The following is a 20,812-nucleotide window of genomic DNA, read 5'->3' as shown; positions in this document are numbered from 1 at the left end:
TCCTTTCGGGCCCTATCGAGCCGAGGGTGGGCTTGCAACAGACCGGCGATTATATCGGAGACTCCCAGTCGCCGACACTGTCAGCGGTCTTTCGTGAAATGCTCGTTGTATGCCACACTCAGCGCCTTTCGGGCTTGCCTAACAAGGATTTATGCACCCTCTGCTTCCCAGCCTCGCTGCTGCCAGCCTTTATGCCGGCGCCACCTTCTATCAGGGCCTGCGCCTCAGCCAGCGCAGCACGCCCGACAAACGCCTGCTGGCGCTACTCGGCGTGCTCGCCCTGCTCTTCCATGGCGCCAGTCTGTTCTTGCAGATGAGTCAGGCATCCGGCCTGGCGCTCGACTTTTTCAATGCCGCCAGCCTGATTGCCTATGCCGTGATCGCATTGACCCTGCTCGCCTGCATCCGCATTCCGGTGGAAAACCTGCTGCTGCTGCTATTCCCGCTGGGCGGCCTGACGGTATTGCTGGCGCAGTTCATGCCGTCCGGCACCCTGCAGTCGATCAACGAAGCGCCGGGCATCCTCGCTCACATCCTGCTGTCGATCATGGCCTACGGCATGCTGACCATCGCCGTGTTCCAGGCGCTGCTGCTGTTGCTGCAGGATCATCAGCTCAAGCACAAGCACCCATCCGGACTGATCAAGAACTTCCCTCCCCTGCAAACCATGGAAAGCCTGCTGTTCGGCTTTCTCTGGGCCGGCTGGATCCTGCTGTCGCTGTCATTGCTGTCCGGCGCGATCTTCATCGATGACCTGCTCGCACAGCACCTTGTGCACAAAACCATCCTCTCCAGCTTCGCCTGGATCGTCTTCGCCGTACTGCTCTGGGGCCGGCACCAGCTTGGCTGGCGCGGGCACAAGGCGATCCACTGGACCCTGGCCGGTTTCTGCCTGCTGATGTTGGCGTACTTTGGCAGCAAGCTGGTTCGCGAATTCATTCTGCATATCTAGGCCATTTCCGTGGACAACGCTCACCCTGGCTTTCTGATTGGCCTGCTGATCTTCCTGCTCGCCTGCTCGGCGTTCTTCTCCAGCTCGGAAACCGGCATCCTCAGTCTCAACCGTTACCGCCTGCGCCATCTGGCCAAGGAAGGGCACCGCGGCGCCAAGCGGGTCAGCGACCTGCTCAGCCGCCCGGATCGCCTGCTCGGCACCATTCTGATCGGCAACAACTTCGTCAACATCCTCGCCTCGTCCATCGCCACCGTACTGGCGATTCAACTCTGGGGCGAAGCCGGGATCGCGATCGCCACCATAGGCCTGACCCTGGCATTGCTGATTTTCGGTGAAATCACCCCGAAAACCCTGGCCGCCCTGCGCCCGGAAATGATCGCCTATCCGTTCAGCCTGCCGCTGCTGCTGCTGCTCAAACTGTTCTATCCCCTGGTCTTACTGCTGAGCTGGATCAGCAACGGCCTGCTCAGGCTGCTGGGAGTCGACCCGGCCAGTAAAAGCAGCGACAGCCTGACCACAGAGGAACTGCGCAGCGTGGTGCGCGAGTCCGGCCATGAACTGCCGAAAAACCGCCAGAACATGCTGCTCGGCATCCTCGACCTGGAGAATGTCACGGTCGACGACATCATGATCCCGCGCAACGAAGTGACCGGCATCGATCTGGAAGACGATCTCGAAACCATCATCAACCTGCTCACCACCACGACCCACACGCGCCTGCCGGTGTTTCGCCACGACATCAACCAGATCGAAGGCATAGTGCACATGCGTCAGATCGCGCGTCTGATGAGTCACAACCAGCTGACCAAGGAAGACCTGCTCGCCGCCTGCAACGAACCCTATTTCGTACCGGAGAACACACCGCTTTCGACTCAGCTGATCAACTTCCAGAAACAGAAACGCCGGATCGGCATCGTCGTCGACGAGTACGGCGACGTGATCGGCATCGTCACCCTGGAAGACATCCTCGAAGAAATCGTCGGCGACTTCAGTAACCAGAACACCCTGCGCAGCCCGGACATTCACCCGCAAGAAGATGGCACTCAGGTCATCGATGGCGCCGCCTACATCCGCGAAGTGAACAAGACGCTGGGCTGGCACCTGCCCTGTGACGGCCCCAAGACCCTCAACGGCCTGATCACGGAAGCACTGGAGAGCATTCCCGACAGCGCCGTATGCCTGAAGATCGGCCCTTACCGCCTGGAAATCCTGCAATCGTCGGAGAATCGGGTGAAGAGCGTACGGGTCTGGAAGACCAGCGCCACGGCGCCGAGCGAAACACCAGCAGACCAGTGACCTCTGCGTTCAGCGGGGCAACTCGAGTGCAGATGCCTGAGGTTGCTGCGACCTGTCATCGTCCGCCATGGCCGGGAGCAGCAACGCAGTAGCCGGGCCTCAGGCGCCAAAATCGACTAATCGGACCGACCAAACAGGCCACTATCCGCCAGGCCATCGGCCCAGATCCGGTAACCGAGGCTCGATGGGTGATAACCGTCGGGCGCCAGGAACTCCGCCGAAAACTCCAAGCTCAGTGGATGATGCCCCACCCCGAGGCGCCCGGCGAGCTGGCGCAGGCTGGCATCCAGCAAGGCGGCACGCATGCCGAGCACGCGCCGCAACAACCAGGGCAAGGCGCTGAAATGCTGCAGCGGCGGCACTCCGCTGAACGCCACCTGAGCACCACGCCGAGCCAACGCCTCGGCCATGCTGGCTAGCGCAACGCGCCAGTGCTGCAGCGAAGTGAGATGGGTGGTGTCGTTGACGCCGAAGACCAGCAGCACCAGATCGAACGGCTCGTCCAGCACCTGCGGCAACAACCGCTCACAGGCCTGCGCGGCGGTGATGCCATTCTCACCACAGGCACGCCAGGCCACCGGCCTGCCTTGCCGAACGGCCAGCGCCTCGGCCAACTGTCCCACCAGCGCCGCCCGCAAGCAGCTCACGCCAACCCCCACCACCGTGGACTCACCCACCACCAGCAAGCGCAATGGCTCGCCCGCCAGGTCAGCCCCGGCCAACCCGCGCTGCGGACCTTCGGCCGGCGGCAGCCTGAGTGCCTGCCTGCGCGTGCGCATGGCCAGCGGCACCAGCACGGGCGCCAGCGCCAGCACAGTCAGCCACCAGGCATAGGCGCGCAGAGGACTCACAGTTCGACGCTGACCGCCTGCGCCGCACGAGTGGCCTTGGCCCGCGCCGCCGGCAGCGACTCATCGCGCGCCAAGGCCACGCCCATGCGCCGCTGACCACTGACTTCGGGCTTGCCGAACAAACGCAGCGCCGTGTCCGGTTCGGCCAGCGCCGCACCGAGATTGGCAAAACTGACCTGCTGCGAATCACCCTGCACCAGTAGCACCGCCGAAGCGGAGGGGCCGAGCTGACGAATAAGCGGAATCGGCAGGCCGAGTATGGCCCGCGCATGCAGGGCGAACTCGGACAGATCCTGGGAAATCAGGGTGACCAGACCGGTATCGTGGGGCCGCGGCGAAACTTCGCAGAACCAGACCCGATCGCCCTTGACGAACAATTCGACGCCAAACAGACCGCGACCGCCCAGCGAGCCCGTGACGGCCAGGGCAATGCGTTCGGCCTCGGCCCGGGCCTTCGCGCTCATCGGCTGCGGCTGCCAGGATTCCTGATAGTCGCCCTTGACCTGACGATGGCCGACCGGCGCACAGAAGCTGGTGCCGCCGGCATGCCGCACCGTCAGTAGGGCAATTTCGTAGTCGAAATCGATAAAGCCCTCGACGATGACCCGCCCCTTGCCGGCGCGACCACCCGCCTGGGCATACTCCCAGGCCGCCGGCAGGTCATCGATGGTTTTCAGCAGTGACTGGCCCTTGCCCGAGGAACTCATGATCGGCTTGATCAGACAGGGAAAGCCGATCTGCTGCACCGCCACCCGGCACGCCTCGAGCGAGTCGGCGAACTGATAAGGCGAGGTCGGCAAACCCAACTCTTCGGCCGCCAGGCGACGGATACCCTCGCGGTTCATGGTCAACTGCGCGGCACGCGCGCTGGGAATCACGGTAAAACCTTCGCTCTCCAGCTCGACCAGCGTCGCCGTGGCAATCGCCTCGATCTCGGGAACGATGTAATGCGGCTGCTCCAACTCGATCACCGCACGCAACGCCGCACCATCGAGCATATCGATCACATGGCTGCGGTGCGCCACCTGCATCGCCGGGGCATTGACATAGCGATCCACGGCGATCACCTCGACGCCGAGGCGTTGCAGTTCGATCACCACTTCCTTGCCCAGCTCACCAGCACCGCAGAGCAAGACGCGGGTCGCACTCGGCGACAATGGGGTTCCGATACGGGGCATGAGGATTCCTCGAACTAACAGGGATGAAAGGCCACCAGGCGGCGGAGTTAGAGCAGTACACCCTGGGCTTGCGCCCGCGCATGGCAGAGCAGCAACACCTGACGACGCTCGGCATTGTCCATGCGACTCCAGCGGGTGATTTCGGCAACGTTACGCTGGCAACCGATACAGATGTCGTCATCGTCCAGCGCGCAGACCTGCACGCAGGGCGAGGCGACGGGGCGTTCGTGCTCCATCAGTCGTCCTGCTCGACCAGGTCGCGGGCGTAACGCTGGGCGTTGTGCACATAGTGCGCAGCGCTGGCCTCGAGCATGTTCTTCTGCGCCTCGCTCAGCTCGCGCACCACCTTGCCCGGCGAACCGACCACCAGCGAACCGTCGGGAATTTCCTTGCCTTCGCCGATCAGGGTATTGGCGCCGATGATGCAGTACTTGCCGATTTTCGCACCGTTGAGTATCACCGCATTGATGCCGATCAGGCTGTAATCGCCGACCGTGCACCCATGCAGCATGGCGTTATGGCCGATGGTCACGCCCTTGCCGACCGTCAGCGGAGAGCCCATGTCGGTGTGCATCACGGTGCCGTCCTGCACGTTGCTCTGCTCGCCGATGTGGATCAGCTCGTTGTCGCCGCGCAACACCGCGCCGAACCAGACACTGGCGCCCTGCTCCAGCTTGACCTTGCCAACCAGCGTGGCATTCGGTGCCACCCAGCTCTCGGGGTGGACGTCGACGCTGGATTGCCCCAGGCGATATTTCATTGATTGACCCTCGTCTCGCGATTGATGTGCGCTTTCGCGCAATTAGCGGAGCGTGATGAAATGTTCAGGCGGCTGGTGCAGCTTGATATCGGCGTCATAGACCAGGTTGACCAGCTCCACCAGCATGATCGCCGTAAGCCCCCAGATCTTGTATTCGCCATACCGGTAACTCGGCACGTACCAGCTCTGCCCGAGGTAGTCGATGCGATGGGTCATCTCGCGCGGATCGCTGCGGAAGAACTCCAGGGGCACCGAGAACACCGAGGCGATTTCGTCATCGTTGGCCAGGTATTCGACGTAATCCGGCACCAGCCCGACGTAGGGCGTGACCTGAATGCCGTGCCGCGAAACCAGGGTGCTGAGCGGCCCGACCACCTCGACCAGTCCCGGCGCCAGGCCGATTTCCTCTTCGGCCTCACGCAGCGCGGTACGAATCAGATCGGCATCTTCCGGATCCCGTCGACCGCCGGGAAAAGCCACCTCGCCGCCGTGAGTGGACAGGCCGCTGGCGCGCAGGGTCAACACCACTTCCGGTTGGTCGTTGCGGGTGAGCGGAACCAGCACCGCCGCCTCGGGGAAGTTGCGGTCGGTCTCCAGAAGACGCGGGTTATAGCCGCGCACGCGTTGGAGCAGTTCGTCCAGCATGGAGATTCTCGGTCTTTATTCTTGTTTCGATGATTGCACGAAAGCCACCCTCGGCCCAAGCCCCGCAACGCTGGCGACTATCATTCAGATAGCCGAGGCAGCACCTGATCGCGCTTGCCGCCCAGCCCCCTCGCGCGCCAAGATATGGGCAGCAAAGAGGATTCGCCATGAAGTTCTGCAGCCAGTGCGGCAGCCCTGTAACCCTGATGATCCCCGCGGGCGACAACCGCTTGCGCCATGTGTGCGAGCACTGCCACACCATTCATTACCAGAACCCGCGCATAGTCGCGGGCTGCCTGCCGGTGTGGGGCCAGCGCGTACTGCTGTGCCGCCGCGCCATAGAACCGCGCCGCGGCTACTGGACCCTGCCGGCCGGCTTCATGGAGAACGGTGAAACCCTGGAGCAGGCCGCTGCGCGCGAAACCCACGAGGAAGCCTGCGCCCGAGTACGCGACCTGAGCCTCTATACCCTGTTCGACCTGCCGCACATCAATCAGGTGTACCTGTTCTTCCGCGCCGAACTGGTTGACCTGAATTTTGCCGTCGGCGAAGAGAGCCTCGAGGTGCAGCTATTCGAGGAATCCGAGATTCCCTGGTCGGAGCTGGCTTTCCCGACTGTCGGGCGTACCTTAGAATGCTACTTCGCTGACCGGCAGCAGCACGTCTACCCGGTACGCAACGAGCCGCTGGAAGCCTTGCGTGCGCACCACAAGAAAGTTCATTGATCCCTGGGATACCGTTCCGATGCGCTGGTTGTTCATTCTGCTCTGCCTATCCCTTACCGCTAATGTGCACGCCACTGCTACGCCCTTGCAGAACGCCCCGTCGATCGACAAGGTGCTGGTGGTCAAATCGGAACGCCGACTGCACCTGATCAGCCGCGGCGAAACACTCAAATCCTACCGCGTGTCCCTCGGCAAACAGGCCAACGGCGCCAAACGGCGCGAGGGCGACCTGCGCACACCGGAAGGCATCTATTGGATCGACTGGCGCAGGACCAGCGAGAAATACCAACTGTCCCTGCACATCTCCTACCCCAATGCCCGCGACCAGGCCCACGCCCGCGAACAAGGCGTGTCCCCGGGCGGCATGATCATGATTCACGGCACGCCGCTGGATGAGGAATATCCGGAGTGGTTCTTCCACACCCTGGACTGGACCGAAGGCTGCATCGCCCTGAAAAACGACGACATGCGCGAAATCTGGAAGCTGGTCAAGGACGGCACCTTGATCGAGATCAGGCCCTGAAGGTCGCACGCCCTTCTCCTGCAGATCATGACTTGGCGCTTGCACCGTTCACTCGACGTTGGATTTCGGCCAACCCCACCCGTCAGCTGGTACGCGTCGCGTCCGCAAATATTTGCACACGCTAATCTTGCGCGCTAACTTGTTGTGCCAATCACCTGATCGCGGGACCGCCCCATGACACAGCCGCAAACCTGCGCCGCGCTATTGCTGGACAACCAGCTGTGCTTCGCCCTGTATTCGACCTCCCTGCTGATGACCAAGGCCTACAAGCCGCTGTTGCAGAGTATCGGCCTGACCTACCCGCAATACCTGGCCATGCTGGTGCTGTGGGAACGCGACGGCATCACCGTCGGCGAGATCAGCGCCCGTCTGCTGACCGACCCCGGCTCGCTGACGCCACTGCTCAAGCGCCTGGAAGCCGAAGGCCTGCTCAAGCGCACCCGCAGCAGCGTTGATGAGCGCGTGGTCGAGCTGTACCTGACCGAACGGGGCCGCGCCCTGCAGCAGCAGGCCGAGCGCTTCCCCGCTTGCATAGTCGAGGCCAGCGGGCACAGCACGGCCGAGCTGATGGCGCTCAAAAAGGAAGTGCTGGCCCTGCGCGACAAGCTACAACAGTCGATCTGACCCTGGTACCGGCGCACCCGAGCGTCGGGCGCCCCCCCTTGCCTCTGCCCCGACCCGCCCCCGCCTGAAATCCGCGCCCAGCCTGGCTTATTCCAGAACATACAAATACCTATAACTATTTAATCTTACATATATCTTGCGCGCTAAACTTAATCGCACTAAATTTCTGATCACGCACTTACTTAGTGCGCAAACATTTAAACCGCAAAATTAATCTGGAGACATCCCCATGCACCCCATCAAGGCCCTCTACACCGCTACCGCCACCGCCACCGGAGGCCGTGACGGCCGCGCCGTTTCTTCCGACGGCATCCTCGACGTGAAACTGACCACCCCGCGCGAACTGGGCGGCCAGGGCGGCGCAGCGACCAACCCGGAACAGCTGTTCGCTGCCGGCTACTCGGCCTGCTTCATCGGTGCGCTGAAATTCGTCGCCAGCCAGAAGAAACTGGCCCTGCCGGCAGACACCTCGATCACCGGCAAGGTCGGTATCGGCCAGATCCCTGGTGGTTTCGGCCTGGAAGTAGAACTCGACGTCAGCCTGCCGGGCCTCGAACAGGCCGCCGCCGATGAACTGGTCGCTGCTGCCCACCAGGTCTGCCCGTACTCCAACGCCACCCGCGGCAACATCGAGGTGCGCCTGAACGTCGCTGTGTGAAACGCCCATCCAGTGGTCGATGCGTTTAGTCGTTCCCTGAGATTCTGAGCCAAGGCGTTGTGACGAGTCATGGGCGGTCCGGGCGGCGATCCGTTCGGAGCGCAGCGACAGCCCGCCAGCTTTTGCGCGGCGCCGATGAACCATGGTGCACGGCCTGCGGCGAGTGAACGCCTACGGATCGCGGGTTGCTCGAGGTAATCGGTCGGCGCGCAGGCCGCCATGCGTCAGGCCGGCGCCGAGCTGAAGCAGCACCTGCAGTAAGCGGAAACGCAAAAGCCCCGGCAGTGCCGGGGCTTTTGTCATGGAAAATCGTTCAGAACTGCAGGTCGGACAGGCGCCACACATCGAACGCCGGCGTCTGGTAGGGATGCGTCTTCTTCATGGCCTTGACCACGTCGTGGATCAGCTCGTCGGCCACCACCAGCTCCACCTTCCACTCCGCCACCTCCTCGACGTGGCCGAGTTGGCCGAGGAACGGCTCACTGCCCTGCAGCGGGCGGAACTGGCCCTTGCCCAACACCTGCCAGCAGCAGCTGTCGTACTGGCCGACACGCCCGGCCCCCGCGGCGAAGACCGCAGCCTTCACCTCTTCCAGATGGCCTTGCGGGACATAGAAACACAGCTTGTACATCGAGTTCTCCATAATGCATCGACGAATACAGCAACCTTAAGCCGCTCTGCCAAAGCGATAATGGCATTTTGCCTCATCGCTTTCGCGTGGCCTAGTTCGCAACTCTGCATTGGAGCGCCAGAATGGCGGATCATCCATTTCCTGATTAGAGCAATTGGCCATAAGCCGAGGCGGCTTAATCACCCATGGCGAAGCGGCGCCAACGCGCTTTCAGGCCTTCGGCCGGCGGATTGTGACTGCCGTCGCAGTAAGGTAGGCGCTGCGATCGGCCACAGCGGCAGAGGAGAAGAAATTGCTGACGCACGGGTTCCAGGCGCAGGCCTTCGGCACAACCGGCAGAGCAATCGGGAAGCGCGGTCGAGCGCCCGCAGCGGCATAGCAGATGGGTTTCACCAGGGTTGACCTGGCGGACTTCGGGAAGCGCGGCGGAATCGGGCTCGGTCATGGGTAGCGCAATCCGGGATAACTCTCGAACACGCCCGGAGTGCATCCGGGCTCCAGCCCTCTCCAGCCCTCTCCCGCCCCTTCGGAGCACCCTCCCCCATAAATGGGAGAGGGTCGGCAGAAGAGCCGGGTCAGTCGACCCAGACCCGCGCGTTGCGGAACATGCGCAGCCAGCCGGCATCTTCCTGCCACTCGTCCGGCTGCCAGGAGTTCTGCACGGCGCGGAAAACCCGCTCCGGGTGCGGCATCATGATGGTCACCCGGCCGTCGCGGCTGGTCAGGCCGGTAATCCCGCGCGGCGAGCCGTTGGGGTTGGCCGGATAGGTCTCGGTGACCTTGCCGTGGTTGTCGATGAAGCGCATGGCCACGCAACCGGACAGATCGGCTTCGAGCAGGGCTTCTTCGTTCTCGAACTCGGCATGGCCCTCGCCATGAGCGATGGCGATCGGCAGGCGCGAGCCGGCCATGCCGCGCAGGAAGATCGACGCCGACTCCTGCACCTGGACCATGGCCACCCGCGCCTCGAACTGCTCGGAACGGTTGCGCACGAAGTGCGGCCAGAACTCGCTGCCGGGGATCAGTTCGTGCAGGTTGGACATCATCTGGCAACCGTTGCACACGCCGAGGGCGAAGCTATCCTTGCGCTCGAAGAACGCCTGGAAGCCATCGCGGGCACGACTGTTGAACAGGATCGACTTGGCCCAGCCCTCACCGGCGCCGAGCACGTCGCCATAGGAGAAGCCGCCGCAGGCGACCAGCCCCTTGAATTCGTCGAGGCTGACGCGGCCACTGAGGATGTCGCTCATGTGCACGTCGATCGCGCTGAAACCGGCCCGATCGAAGGCGGCGGCCATTTCCACCTGGCCGTTGACGCCCTGCTCGCGCAGCACCGCGACTTGCGGACGCAGGCCCTTCTTGATGTAGGGCGCGGCGATGTCCTGGTTGACGTCGAAAGCCAGCTTGACGCTCAGGCCGGGATTGTCTTCCTCGAGCAGCGCATCGAACTCCTGTTCGGCACACTGGGCGTTATCGCGCAGGCGCTGGATCTGATAGCTGGTTTCGCTCCACTGGCGCTGCAACAAGCGCCGCTGGCCGGCGAATACCGGCTGGCCGGCGAAGCTGATGCGCACCTCGCCATTGTTGACCGGCTGGCCGATCACCGCGACGCAGTCACCCAGACCGGCGGCGCTGAATTGCGCCAGGATGTCCGGGGTGGCGTCCTGGCGCACCTGAATCAGCGCGCCCAGCTCTTCGTTGAACAGCACGGCCGCTAATTCGTCAGGGCTACCGGCGAGTGAGTCGAGCGCCAGGTGGAGGCCGCAATGGCCGGCGAAGGCCATTTCCAGCGCGCTGACCAGCAGGCCGCCGTCGGAACGGTCATGGTAGGCCAGCAGGTGACCATCGGCGTTCAGCCCCTGAATCACCGCGAAGAATGCCTTGAGGTCTTCGGCGTCGTCGACGTCGGGGGCCTGCTTGCCGATCTGCCCGTATACCTGGGCCAGAATCGAGGCGCCCATGCGGTTCTGCCCGCGACCCAGGTCGATCAGGATCAGGTCGGTTTCGCCCTTGTCCATGCGCAGTTGCGGCGTCAGGGTCTGGCGGATATCGCTGACCGGGGCAAAGCCGGTAACGATCAGCGACAGCGGCGAGGTCACGCTCTTCTCCGCGCCGTCATCCTGCCAGCGGGTCTTCATCGACATCGAATCCTTGCCCACCGGGATGGTGATCCCCAGCTCCGGGCACAGCTGCATGCCGACGGCCTTGACCGTGTCGTACAGGCGCGCGTCTTCGCCGGGGTGACCGGCGGCGGCCATCCAGTTGGCGGACAGCTTGATGTCGGAAATCCTCTCGATCCGCGCCGCGGCCAGGTTGGTCAGGGTTTCGCCAATGGCGATCCGCCCCGATGCGGCCGCATCCAGCAAGGCCAGCGGCGTGCGCTCGCCCATGGCCATGGCTTCGCCGGTGTAGACGTCGAAGCTGGTGGCAGTGACCGCACAATCGGCCACGGGCACCTGCCACGGACCGACCATCTGGTCGCGCGCGACCAGGCCGGTGATGGTACGGTCGCCGATGGTGATCAGGAAGCTCTTGCTGGCCACCGCCGGGTGATGCAGCACGCGGGTCAGGGCGTCGTCGATGGCCAGGCCACTGGCATCGAAATCATCGCCCAGCTCGGTTTCGTGGCTGGCCGAACGGTGCATGCGCGGCGCCTTGCCGAGCAGCACATTGAGCGGCATGTCCACCGGCTTATTGCCGAAATGGCTGTCGGCAACGGTCAGGTGCGGCTCTTCGGTGGCCTCGCCGACCACCGCGAACGGGCAACGCTCGCGCTCGCAGATCGCCTTGAACCGCTCGAAGTCGGCGGCGTCGACCGCCAGCACGTAGCGTTCCTGGGATTCGTTGCTCCAGATCTCATGGGGCGCCATGCCCGGTTCGTCATTGGGCACATTGCGCAGTTCGAAACGTCCACCGCGACCGCCATCGTTGACCAGTTCGGGGAAGGCATTGGACAGGCCGCCGGCACCGACGTCATGGATGAAGCTGATCGGGTTCTGCTCGCCAAGCTGCCAGCAGCGGTCGATCACTTCCTGGCAGCGCCGCTCCATTTCCGGGTTTTCGCGCTGCACCGAGGCGAAATCCAGGTCGGCCGAGCTGGTCCCCGTGGCCATCGACGAGGCGGCGCCGCCGCCCAGACCGATCAACATGGCCGGGCCACCGAGCACGATCAGCTTGGAGCCGATGGTGATCTCGCCTTTCTGCACGTGATCGGCGCGGATGTTGCCCATGCCGCCAGCGAGCATGATCGGCTTGTGGTAACCCCGCACCTCGAGGCCGCGCGGGGTATCGACCGCCTGCTCGAAGGTGCGGAAATAACCGGTCAGCGCCGGACGGCCGAATTCGTTGTTGAACGCCGCGCCGCCGAGCGGGCCTTCAATCATGATGTCCAGCGCCGTGACGATGCGCTCCGGCTTGCCATAGGGCACTTCCCACGGCTGTTCGAAGCCCGGGATCTGCAAGTTGGATACGCTGAAACCGGTCAGCCCGGCCTTGGGCTTGGCGCCGCGGCCGGTAGCGCCTTCGTCGCGGATCTCGCCGCCGGAGCCAGTGGCCGCCCCCGGAAACGGCGCGATGGCGGTCGGGTGGTTGTGGGTTTCCACCTTCATCAGGATGTGCACCTGCTCCTGATGGGCGGCGTACTGACGGGTTTCGGCGTTCGGGTAGAAACGCCCGGCGGTATGGCCGACGATCACTGCGGCATTGTCTTTATAGGCCGAGAGCACGCCTTCGCTGTGCAGCTCATGGGTGTTCTTGATCATGCCGAACAGCGACTTTTCCTGGCTTTCGCCGTCGATGTCCCAGCTGGCATTGAAGATCTTGTGCCGGCAATGCTCGGAGTTGGCCTGGGCGAACATCATCAATTCGATGTCGTGCGGATTGCGCCCCAGATCGTTGAAACTGCTGACCAGGTAATCGATTTCGTCTTCGGCCAGGGCCAGGCCCAGCTCGACGTTGGCCTGTTCCAGGGCGGCGCGGCCACCACCGAGCACATCCACCGCGGTCAGCGGCTTGGGCCCGGCGTGACTGAACAGCGCCGCGGCGCCTTGCAGATCATTCAGCACAAACTGGGTCATGCGGTCATGCAGCAAGCCTGCGACCAGTTGCAGCTCGGCTTCGTTCAAGTCACCGGCGATGTAGTAGGCGATGCCGCGTTCGATGCGCTGGATCTTCGCCAGGCCGCAGTTGCGCGCAATGTCGCTGGCCTTGCTCGACCAGGGCGAGATGGTGCCGAAACGCGGAATGGTCAGGAGCAAACGTCCGCTAGGCTCCTGCACCGGCACGCTCGGGCCGTACTTGAGCAGACGGGCCAGCACCTGTTCTTCATCGGCGCTGAGCACCCCGGTGACATCGGCAAAATGCGCGAACTCGGCATACAGCCCAGTCACAGCGGGTACTTTGCTGGTCAGTTGCTCGAGCAATTTACCGTGGCGGAAAGCAGAAAGGGCGGGAGCGCCGCGCAGGATCAACATCGGGGACAGCCTCTGGGAAGGGGGTGTACTTTGAGGCCGTGCATTCTAGCCTAAAGCGCTCGCCGCGGCACCCGTAGCGGTGCCAGAACTATCGCCTGCACTGCCGAGATATGGTGAGCAGCACGCTTTGCGTATACTGCGACAATGTTTGCTCAATCTGCGTTCCGCACACGCTGCGCCAACTGGCTGTCGGTGATCGGAATCCTCCTAGTGCTCGTCAGCTGCGCTGAAGCCCCCAGCGCCCTCGAGCGCGTCAAGGCGGAGGGTGTACTGCGGGTGATCACCCGTAACAGCCCGGCCACCTACTTCCAGGATCGCAACGGCGAAACCGGCTTCGAGTACGAACTGGTCAAACGCTTTGCCGACGACCTGGGCCTGGAGCTGCAAATCGAGACCGCCGACAACCTCGACGAGCTGTTCGCCAGCCTCGGCAAGGAAAATGGCCCGGTACTCGCCGCCGCCGGCCTGGTAGCAAGCGACGGACGGCGGCAGGTCGCGCGCTTCTCCTCGCCTTATCTGGAAGTCACCCCACAAATCATCTACCGCGACGGCCAGCGGCGCCCCACTCGTCCGGCCGACCTGATCGGCAAGCGCATTCTGGTCCTCAAAGGCAGCAGCCACGCCGAGCAATTGGCCAAATTGAAGGTCGAACTGCCGAAACTGAACTACAAGGAATCGGCTGAGGTGGAAGTGGTCGATCTGCTGCGCATGGTCGACGAGGGGCAAATCGACCTGACTTTGGTCGACTCCAACGAGCTGGCGATGAATCAGGTGTACTTCCCCAACGTGCGGGTGGCCTTCGACCTCGGCGACTCGCAAAACCTGGCCTGGGCCGTCGCCCCCGGCGAAGACAGCAGCCTGCTCGACGAGATCAACAGCTTTCTCGAGCGCGCCCAGCAGAACGGCAGCCTGCAACGCCTGAAGGAACGCTATTACGGCCACGTCGACGTGCTGGGATACGTCGGCGCCTATACCTTCGCCAAGCACCTGCAACAGCGCCTGCCCCGCTACGAGAAACATTTCCGCCAGGCGGCCCAGGTCAATCAGGTCGACTGGCGCCTGCTGGCCGCCATGGGCTATCAGGAATCACTCTGGCAACCGACCGTCACCTCGAAAACCGGGGTGCGCGGCCTGATGATGCTGACCCTGCGCACCGCCCAGGCCATGGGCGTGTCCAACCGGCTCGACCCCAAGCAGAGCATCGACGGCGGTGCCAAGTACATCGTCCACGTCAAGGATCAGTTGCCCGCGAGCATCAAAGAGCCGGATCGGACCTGGTTCGCCCTGGCCGCCTACAACGTCGGCGGCGGCCACCTGGAAGATGCACGCAAGCTCACCGAAGCCGAGGGCCTGAACCCGAACAAGTGGCTGGATGTGCAGAAGATCCTGCCGCGCCTGTCGCAGAAAAAATGGTACAGCAAGACCCGCTACGGCTACGCCCGTGGCGGCGAGCCGGTGCATTTCGTGCGCAACATCCGCCGCTATTACGACATCCTCACCTGGGTCACCCAGCCGCAGCTGGAAGGCAGCCAAGTGGCCGCCAGCAACCTGCACACCCCTGGGGTGAACAAGACGCCGCCGGAGGAAGAACTGCCGCCGCTGTAACGCCTGCCGGATTACGCGGCGCTTGACCCAAACGCCTCGCCGTCACCCACCAGCAGGATGGCGCGGACCGCATAGGCTGAGCGCAGCGATCCCCATCACGGCGAATCGCCTCAGCTTGGTAGCCTGACGCCTGCACCTGCCCACCCCGGATTGCGCCTAGGCTTATTCGGGCTGCAGGCTGGTGAGCTACAGGGCAGGACGGTTTCTACCGCGTTGCGCGGCGCGCCTTGAAGAACTCGCTGAGTACCGCGCCACACTCCTCCGCCAGCACCCCACCCTCGATCAGCACCCGATGATTGAGAAATGCCTGACTGAAGAACTCGCCACGACTCAGCGCCACGCCGGCCTTGGGTTCGGTAGCGCCATACACCACCCGCTGAATCCGCGCGTGGACGATCAACCCGGCGCACATGCTGCACGGCTCCAGGGTCACATACAGGGTGCTGCCCGGCAGGCGGTAGTTGTCGACGGCCTGCGCCGCCGCGCGGATCGCCACCATTTCGGCATGCGCACTGGGGTCGTGGCTGGATATCGGGCAGTTGAAGCCGCGACCGATGATCGCGCCATCCTGCACCAGCACCGCGCCGACCGGCACCTCGCCCAGGACCGCCCCCTCGGCAGCCAGGGCCAGGGCCTCGCGCATGAAATAGGCGTCGCGACTGCGGTCGATGATTTGTGCTCTTCTCATGGGTTGAATCCGTAGGGTGGAAAACCGCGAAGCGTTTTCCACCAAAAAAGCCGGTGGATGTAAAAAGCGACATCCACCCTAGGCCACCTCGATGGAGGCCATCAGGCCGGTTTCCATATGGTCGATCACATGGCAGTGGAACATCCACACCCCAGGATTATCGGCGACCAGCGCCACCCGCGCGCGCTCGTTCTTGCCCAGCAGGTAGGTGTCGGTGAAGTAGGGAATGACCGGCTTGCGGTTCGAGGCCAGCACCTTGAAGGTCATGCCATGCAGGTGGATCGGGTGCTGGTACTGGCTGAGGTTGCGCAGCTCGAAGATATAACTCTTGCCCAACTGCAGGCAGGCGATGGGCTTATCGGCACAGCCCTTGTCATTGCTGTCCCAGGCCTGGCCGTTGATCTGCCAGAAGCTGTGCGCCGCGCCCTGCGCCAGGCCGACCGAAACCGCGCCAACCCATTCGAAGTTGAAGCTCAGGGTTTCGGCAGTGGCCAGGTCCGGCTCGGCAATCGGGTTGGCCGGCAGCGCCGGCGGCCAATCGGCGAGCGCTTCCGACGAAGCGACTGCGCGCAAGGTGGCCAGGCGCAGCGGGCCATTGCGCAGCGACCATTCGGTTCCGGCCATCGGCACCTGCAAACCCAGCTCGATGCGCATGCCTGGCCCCAGCCAATACGCCTTGCCCAGCGGCCGCGGCTCGACCGGATTGCCATCCAGTGCATAGATCCGCGCATCGGCGCCCGGCAGATTGAGGCGGTAAGTCAGGGTGTTATCCAGATTGAGCACGCGCAGGCGCACCACCTGCCCGGCCGGCAACTCCAGGATCGGCGCATGCGCACCATTGACCGTACTCAGCCGCCCCGGCGTGCCGCCGCGCGCAGCCTCACGGGGCACGCTGAAATCACTGAAAGCGCCCTGCTCGTCGACATGCCAGCTTTTCAGGCTCAAGGTGCGCTCGTGGCGGAAACCGCTCGGTTCACGCTCCTCGACAATCAGGGCGCCGACCAGGCCACGGCCCAGCTGCTCGCTGCTGGCAGTGTGCGGGTGATACCAGAAGCTGCCGGCATCGGGGGTGATGAAGTCGTAGTCGAAGTATTCGCCCGGCAGCACCGGCAGTTGCGACACATAGGGCACGCCGTCCATGGCCAACGGCAGGCGGATGCCGTGCCAGTGGATGGTGGTCGGCACCTCCAGCTGGTTGATGAAGCGCACACGCAAACGCTCGCCCTGCCGGCAGCGCAGCTCCACACCCGGTGCCTGGCCGCCGTAGGCCCAGGCCGGGGTGAGATGCCCCGGCACCAGCTCGAGATCCAGCGGTGCGGCGATCAGCTCGTAGTCATGGGTCGTCAGGTTTTCCGGGCGACCCAGCCAGTAGCGCACGCCGCCGGTACCGAGGCCTACGGCAGTCAAACCGAGCAGGCCACCGAGAATTTGTCGACGTGTAAATGACATGGGTACAGACACCTCTAGATAAGGGGGGACTTTCTAGAACAACACGCTGGGCCCATCGGGGAAATCAAGGTAGGCATGTAATAGCCGGTCTCTGATGGACCGGCTTTTTAGAAGCTTTAAAAACGAACAGGCGATGCAGAAAAAGGGTTACTGGGCTAAGGCTAGGCAAGGCGCCCCGAAGCTTTTAAGCGCAGCGTACTGCAGTACGTGAGCATTAAAAGCGAGGACGCAACGCCGCATGGCCGACGACCAGGAAGCCGTCCCGCTAATGCATCACTCCCACTCGATGGTCGCCGGCGGCTTGCTCGACACGTCGTAGGTGACGCGGGAGATGCCTTCGATCTCGTTGATGATGCGGTTGCTGACCTTCTCCAGCAGCTCGTAGGGCAGGTGCGCCCAGCGTGCGGTCATGAAGTCGATGGTTTCCACCGCGCGCAGGGCGACGACCCAGGCGTACCGACGGCCGTCACCGACCACGCCGACCGACTTGACCGGCTGGAACACCACGAAGGCCTGGCTGGTCTTGTGGTACCAGTCGAAGTTGCGCAACTCTTCGATGAAGATGTGGTCGGCGCGGCGCAGGATATCCGCGTACTCCTTCTTCACTTCGCCGAGGATGCGTACGCCCAGGCCCGGGCCCGGGAACGGGTGGCGGTAGACCATGTCGTAGGGCAGGCCCAGCTCCAGGCCGATACGCCGCACTTCGTCCTTGAACAGCTCGCGCAATGGCTCGACCAGCTTGAGGTTCATTTCCTCGGGCAGGCCGCCGACGTTGTGGTGCGACTTGATCACGTGGGCCTTGCCGGTCTTGGCGCCGGCCGACTCGATCACGTCCGGGTAGATGGTGCCCTGGGCGAGGAACTTGATGCTGTCCAGCTTGCTGGCTTCGGCATCGAAGACATCGATAAAGGTACGACCGATGATCTTGCGCTTCTTCTCCGGGTCGGCTTCGCCGGCCAGGTTACCGAGGAACTGTTCTTCGGCGTTGGCACGGATTACCTTGACCCCCATGTTCTCGGCGAACATGGCCATCACCTGCTCGCCTTCGTGCAAGCGCAACAGGCCATTGTCGACGAACACGCAGGTCAGCTGGTCGCCGATCGCCTTGTGCAGCAAAGCCGCGACCACCGAGGAGTCGACCCCGCCGGACAAGCCCAGCAGGACATTGGCACTGCCAACCTGGGCGCGCACCTGGGCGATGGCGTCTTCGACGATATTCGACGGTGTCCACAGCGCCTGGCAGCCGGCGATTTCCAGGACGAAACGCGAGAGGATGCGCCCGCCCTGCTTGGTGTGGGTCACTTCGGGATGGAACTGCACACCGTAGTAGCCCCGCGCGTCATCGCACATGCCGGCGATCGGGCAACTCGGGGTACTGGCGAGAATATGGAAACCTTCCGGCAGCTCGGTGACCTTGTCACCGTGGCTCATCCACACATCCAGGCCGAACACGCCATCGTCGTCGACATGGTCTTCGATACCCTGCAACAGGCGGCCCTTGCCGACGATATCGACGCGGGCATAACCGAACTCGCGCAGATCCGAGCCCTGCACCTTGCCGCCGAGCTGCTCGGCCATGGTCTGCATGCCATAGCAGATGCCCAGTACCGGTACGCCGAGGTCGAACACCGCATGCGGCGCCCGCGGGCTATCGGCTTCATGCACCGACTCCGGACCACCGGCGAGAATGATCCCGCGCGGGGCGAAGGCACGGATGTCCTCGTTGCTCATGTCGAACGGATGCAGCTCGCAATACACACCGATCTCGCGCACACGACGGGCGATCAGCTGGGTGTACTGGGAACCGAAGTCGAGGATCAGGATGCGGTGGGCGTGAATGTCAGGATGAGCCATGGCCGTCTCTCGTAGCGGAATTCACAAATGACAAGGGGCTGCCCCGTCGTTCTCAACAGCAACAGCCCCGTGCCTGAACAATTTCAAAAATGGATTTGCCACGTCGCGAGCGCAGTGCCCGCAAGGCAGCGCCCGATCCCTTCGGGCTCGCTGCATTCACCCCATCCATGGGGATCGCGGAAAGTAGCGAGCAAGCGCAGTTGACTGGAGCCAATGAGCATTGCGAGCTGCTTCCAACACCGCATGAGCCAGCGCAGCAGCGATCCGGCGGTTTTTCAGCCGACCCGGTAGTTCGGCGCTTCCTTGGTGATCTGTACATCGTGCACATGCGACTCGGCCATGCCGGCACCGGTGATGCGCACGAACTGCGGCTTGGTGCGCATCTCTTCGATGGTGGCGCAGCCGGTATAACCCATGGAGGCGCGCAAACCGCCCATCATCTGATGAACGATTGCGCTCATCGCGCCCTTGTAAGGCACGCGGCCTTCAATGCCTTCCGGCACCAGCTTCTCGGCACCGGCAGAGGAGTCCTGGAAGTAGCGATCAGAGGAGCCCTGGGCCTGGGACATGGCGCCCAGCGAGCCCATGCCCCGATACGCCTTGTAGGAACGGCCCTGGAACAGTTCGACTTCGCCCGGCGCCTCTTCGGTACCGGCCAGCATCGAGCCGATCATGACGCAGGAGGCACCGGCAACGATGGCCTTGGACAGGTCACCGGAGAAGCGGATACCGCCATCGGCGATCAGCGGCACGCCGGTGCCTTCCAGCGCGGCGGCGACATTGGCCACGGCGGAGATCTGCGGCACACCCACCCCGGCAACGATGCGGGTGGTGCAGATCGAACCTGGACCGATACCGACCTTGACCGCATCGGCGCCGGCTTCGACCAGAGCCTTGGCAGCATCGCCGGTGGCGATGTTGCCGCCGATCACCTGCACTTCGGGGAAGTTCTGCTTGACCCAGCGCACCCGATCGATCACGCCCTTGGAGTGACCGTGGGCGGTGTCGACGATGATCACATCGACACCCGCCGCCGCCAGTGCGGCAACCCGGTCGCCGGTATCGGCACCGGTACCGACCGCCGCGCCGACGCGCAGACGACCCTGGTCGTCCTTGCTGGCCAGCGGATAGGCCTTGGCCTTCTCGATATCGTTGACGGTCATCATGCCCTTGAGGCGGAACTGATCGTCGACGATCAGCACGCGCTCGATGCGGTGCTTGTGCAACAACTTGCGCACCACCTGGGTGTCTTCGCCTTCCTTGACCGTGACCAGACGCTCTTTGGGCGTCATCACGTCGCGCACCTTGGCGCTCATGTTGGTCTCGAAACGCACGTCACGCGAGGTGACGATGCCGACCAGATCACCGTGGTGCAGCACCGGCACGCCGGAAATGTTGTTCTGCCGGGTCAGGTCGAACAGGCCGCCCACCGTGGCATCGGCCTCGATGGTGATCGGATCCTTGACCACCCCGGACTCGTAACGCTTGACCTTGCGCACCTCGAGAGCCTGCTGCTCGATGGTCATATTCTTGTGAATAATGCCAATGCCACCCTCCTGGGCCATGGCAATTGCCAGACGGGCCTCGGTAACGGTGTCCATTGCAGCGGAGAGCAACGGAATATTCAGTTCGATACCACGAGTCAAGCGAGTCTTGAGACTGACATCCTTCGGCAGAACATCGGAGTAACCAGGAACAAGTAGAACGTCGTCGAAGGTAAGAGCTTCTTGACTGATACGCAGCATGGCGGGGGCTCCCAGGCGGGAAATTGGAAGCGCGCCATTATACTCAGGCAGGCCCTTGCACTCAATGCAAAGAATGACTTAGGCAAAGAGGGATTTCAGCATGCTATCCAGCCGCGGAGAAATATCCATATAATAATGATTCTCAAAAACATG

The 20,812-nt window shown here is 63.2% G+C and carries 19 protein-coding genes; 7 read left to right on the top strand and 12 right to left on the bottom strand.

The window, feature by feature from the left end:
• The first annotated feature begins 151 nt into the window (after positions 1-151).
• Together G9C89_RS03355 and G9C89_RS03350 are read left to right on the top strand one after the other, a co-directional pair.
• The gene (locus tag G9C89_RS03355; protein ID WP_172144416.1) at positions 152-952 is read left to right on the top strand and encodes a cytochrome C assembly family protein; all 801 of its coding nucleotides are present in this window, start codon (positions 152-154) and stop codon (positions 950-952) included.
• A gap of 9 nt (positions 953-961) precedes the next feature.
• The gene (locus G9C89_RS03350; RefSeq protein WP_172144406.1) at positions 962-2,251 is read left to right on the top strand and encodes an HlyC/CorC family transporter; all 1,290 of its coding nucleotides are present in this window, start codon (positions 962-964) and stop codon (positions 2,249-2,251) included.
• A 116-nt stretch (positions 2,252-2,367) separates the two neighbouring features.
• Here the strand turns inward: G9C89_RS03350 and G9C89_RS03345 are convergent, their stop codons facing one another.
• The 5 genes from G9C89_RS03345 to G9C89_RS03325 are packed head-to-tail and all read right to left on the bottom strand — an operon-like array spanning position 2,368 to position 5,685.
• A complete protein-coding gene (locus G9C89_RS03345) occupies positions 2,368-3,102 on the bottom strand; it encodes an SGNH/GDSL hydrolase family protein (protein WP_390623751.1) in 735 nt (244 codons plus the stop codon).
• The gene (gene purT / locus G9C89_RS03340) at positions 3,099-4,280 is read right to left on the bottom strand and encodes a formate-dependent phosphoribosylglycinamide formyltransferase (RefSeq protein ID WP_172144404.1); all 1,182 of its coding nucleotides are present in this window, start codon (positions 4,278-4,280) and stop codon (positions 3,099-3,101) included. Before purT ends, G9C89_RS03345 begins: the two co-directional genes overlap by 4 nt.
• Positions 4,281-4,327: 47 nt before the next feature.
• Complete coding sequence (locus G9C89_RS03335; protein WP_372875458.1) at positions 4,328-4,516, bottom strand: DUF1289 domain-containing protein; 189 nt, start codon at positions 4,514-4,516, stop codon at positions 4,328-4,330.
• Positions 4,516-5,040 carry a gamma carbonic anhydrase family protein gene (locus G9C89_RS03330; protein WP_172144402.1) on the bottom strand — a complete coding sequence of 175 codons (525 nt, stop codon included), beginning with the start codon at positions 5,038-5,040 and terminating at the stop codon, positions 4,516-4,518. The genes G9C89_RS03335 and G9C89_RS03330 overlap by 1 nt, the downstream gene beginning before the upstream one ends.
• Positions 5,041-5,082: 42 nt before the next feature.
• Positions 5,083-5,685, bottom strand: coding sequence for a CoA pyrophosphatase (locus G9C89_RS03325; RefSeq protein ID WP_172144400.1), 603 nt, complete (start codon positions 5,683-5,685; stop codon positions 5,083-5,085).
• A gap of 167 nt (positions 5,686-5,852) precedes the next feature.
• Here G9C89_RS03325 and G9C89_RS03320 point away from each other — a divergent pair, with 167 nt between their 5' ends.
• The 4 genes from G9C89_RS03320 to G9C89_RS03305 all read left to right on the top strand — a co-directional run bounded on the left by G9C89_RS03320 (position 5,853) and on the right by G9C89_RS03305 (position 8,215).
• The gene (locus tag G9C89_RS03320; protein ID WP_172144398.1) at positions 5,853-6,410 is read left to right on the top strand and encodes an NUDIX hydrolase; all 558 of its coding nucleotides are present in this window, start codon (positions 5,853-5,855) and stop codon (positions 6,408-6,410) included.
• Positions 6,411-6,429: 19 nt separating this feature from the next.
• A complete protein-coding gene (locus G9C89_RS03315) occupies positions 6,430-6,933 on the top strand; it encodes a L,D-transpeptidase family protein (protein ID WP_172144875.1) in 504 nt (167 codons plus the stop codon).
• Between the two features lie 174 nt (positions 6,934-7,107).
• The gene (locus G9C89_RS03310; protein ID WP_172144396.1) at positions 7,108-7,557 is read left to right on the top strand and encodes a MarR family winged helix-turn-helix transcriptional regulator; all 450 of its coding nucleotides are present in this window, start codon (positions 7,108-7,110) and stop codon (positions 7,555-7,557) included.
• A 229-nt stretch (positions 7,558-7,786) separates the two neighbouring features.
• The gene (locus G9C89_RS03305) at positions 7,787-8,215 is read left to right on the top strand and encodes an organic hydroperoxide resistance protein (RefSeq protein WP_172144394.1); all 429 of its coding nucleotides are present in this window, start codon (positions 7,787-7,789) and stop codon (positions 8,213-8,215) included.
• Positions 8,216-8,528: 313 nt separating this feature from the next.
• On the opposite strand, the gene G9C89_RS03300 is transcribed toward G9C89_RS03305, so the two are convergent.
• The 3 genes from G9C89_RS03300 to purL form a co-directional block, all read right to left on the bottom strand.
• Positions 8,529-8,846: a Nif3-like dinuclear metal center hexameric protein gene (locus tag G9C89_RS03300; RefSeq protein WP_172144392.1), complete on the bottom strand. Its 318-nt coding sequence runs from the start codon at positions 8,844-8,846 to the stop codon at positions 8,529-8,531.
• Positions 8,847-9,021: 175 nt separating this feature from the next.
• Positions 9,022-9,291, bottom strand: coding sequence for a CDGSH iron-sulfur domain-containing protein (locus tag G9C89_RS03295; RefSeq protein ID WP_172144390.1), 270 nt, complete (start codon positions 9,289-9,291; stop codon positions 9,022-9,024).
• Between the two features lie 130 nt (positions 9,292-9,421).
• Entirely contained in the window at positions 9,422-13,318 is a 3,897-nt protein-coding gene (gene purL / locus G9C89_RS03290; RefSeq protein ID WP_172144388.1) for a phosphoribosylformylglycinamidine synthase, read from the bottom strand.
• 144 nt (positions 13,319-13,462) lie between these two features.
• Between purL and mltF the strand changes: the two genes are divergently transcribed.
• Positions 13,463-14,923 carry a membrane-bound lytic murein transglycosylase MltF gene (gene mltF, locus G9C89_RS03285; RefSeq protein WP_172144386.1) on the top strand — a complete coding sequence of 487 codons (1,461 nt, stop codon included), beginning with the start codon at positions 13,463-13,465 and terminating at the stop codon, positions 14,921-14,923.
• 205 nt (positions 14,924-15,128) lie between these two features.
• Here mltF and tadA read toward each other — a convergent pair whose 3' ends face one another.
• From tadA to guaB, 4 genes are all read right to left on the bottom strand, one after another.
• The gene (tadA, locus tag G9C89_RS03280; protein ID WP_178115412.1) at positions 15,129-15,611 is read right to left on the bottom strand and encodes a tRNA adenosine(34) deaminase TadA; all 483 of its coding nucleotides are present in this window, start codon (positions 15,609-15,611) and stop codon (positions 15,129-15,131) included.
• Between the two features lie 78 nt (positions 15,612-15,689).
• Positions 15,690-17,060 (bottom strand): multicopper oxidase family protein, encoded by a 1,371-nt coding sequence (locus G9C89_RS03275; protein WP_172144384.1) that lies wholly within the window; start codon positions 17,058-17,060, stop codon positions 15,690-15,692.
• A gap of 273 nt (positions 17,061-17,333) precedes the next feature.
• Entirely contained in the window at positions 17,334-18,914 is a 1,581-nt protein-coding gene (gene guaA / locus G9C89_RS03270) for a glutamine-hydrolyzing GMP synthase (RefSeq protein WP_172144382.1), read from the bottom strand.
• Between the two features lie 275 nt (positions 18,915-19,189).
• Positions 19,190-20,659, bottom strand: a complete 1,470-nt coding sequence (guaB, locus tag G9C89_RS03265) for an IMP dehydrogenase (RefSeq protein WP_172144380.1) — start codon at positions 20,657-20,659, stop codon at positions 19,190-19,192.
• Positions 20,660-20,812 lie beyond the last annotated feature (153 nt).

It is taken from the genome of Pseudomonas tumuqii (assembly GCF_013184545.1).
In the GTDB taxonomy this organism is placed as follows: Bacteria; Pseudomonadota; Gammaproteobacteria; order Pseudomonadales; family Pseudomonadaceae; genus Aquipseudomonas; species Aquipseudomonas tumuqii.
This window is presented reverse-complemented; position numbering and strand designations above follow the sequence as displayed.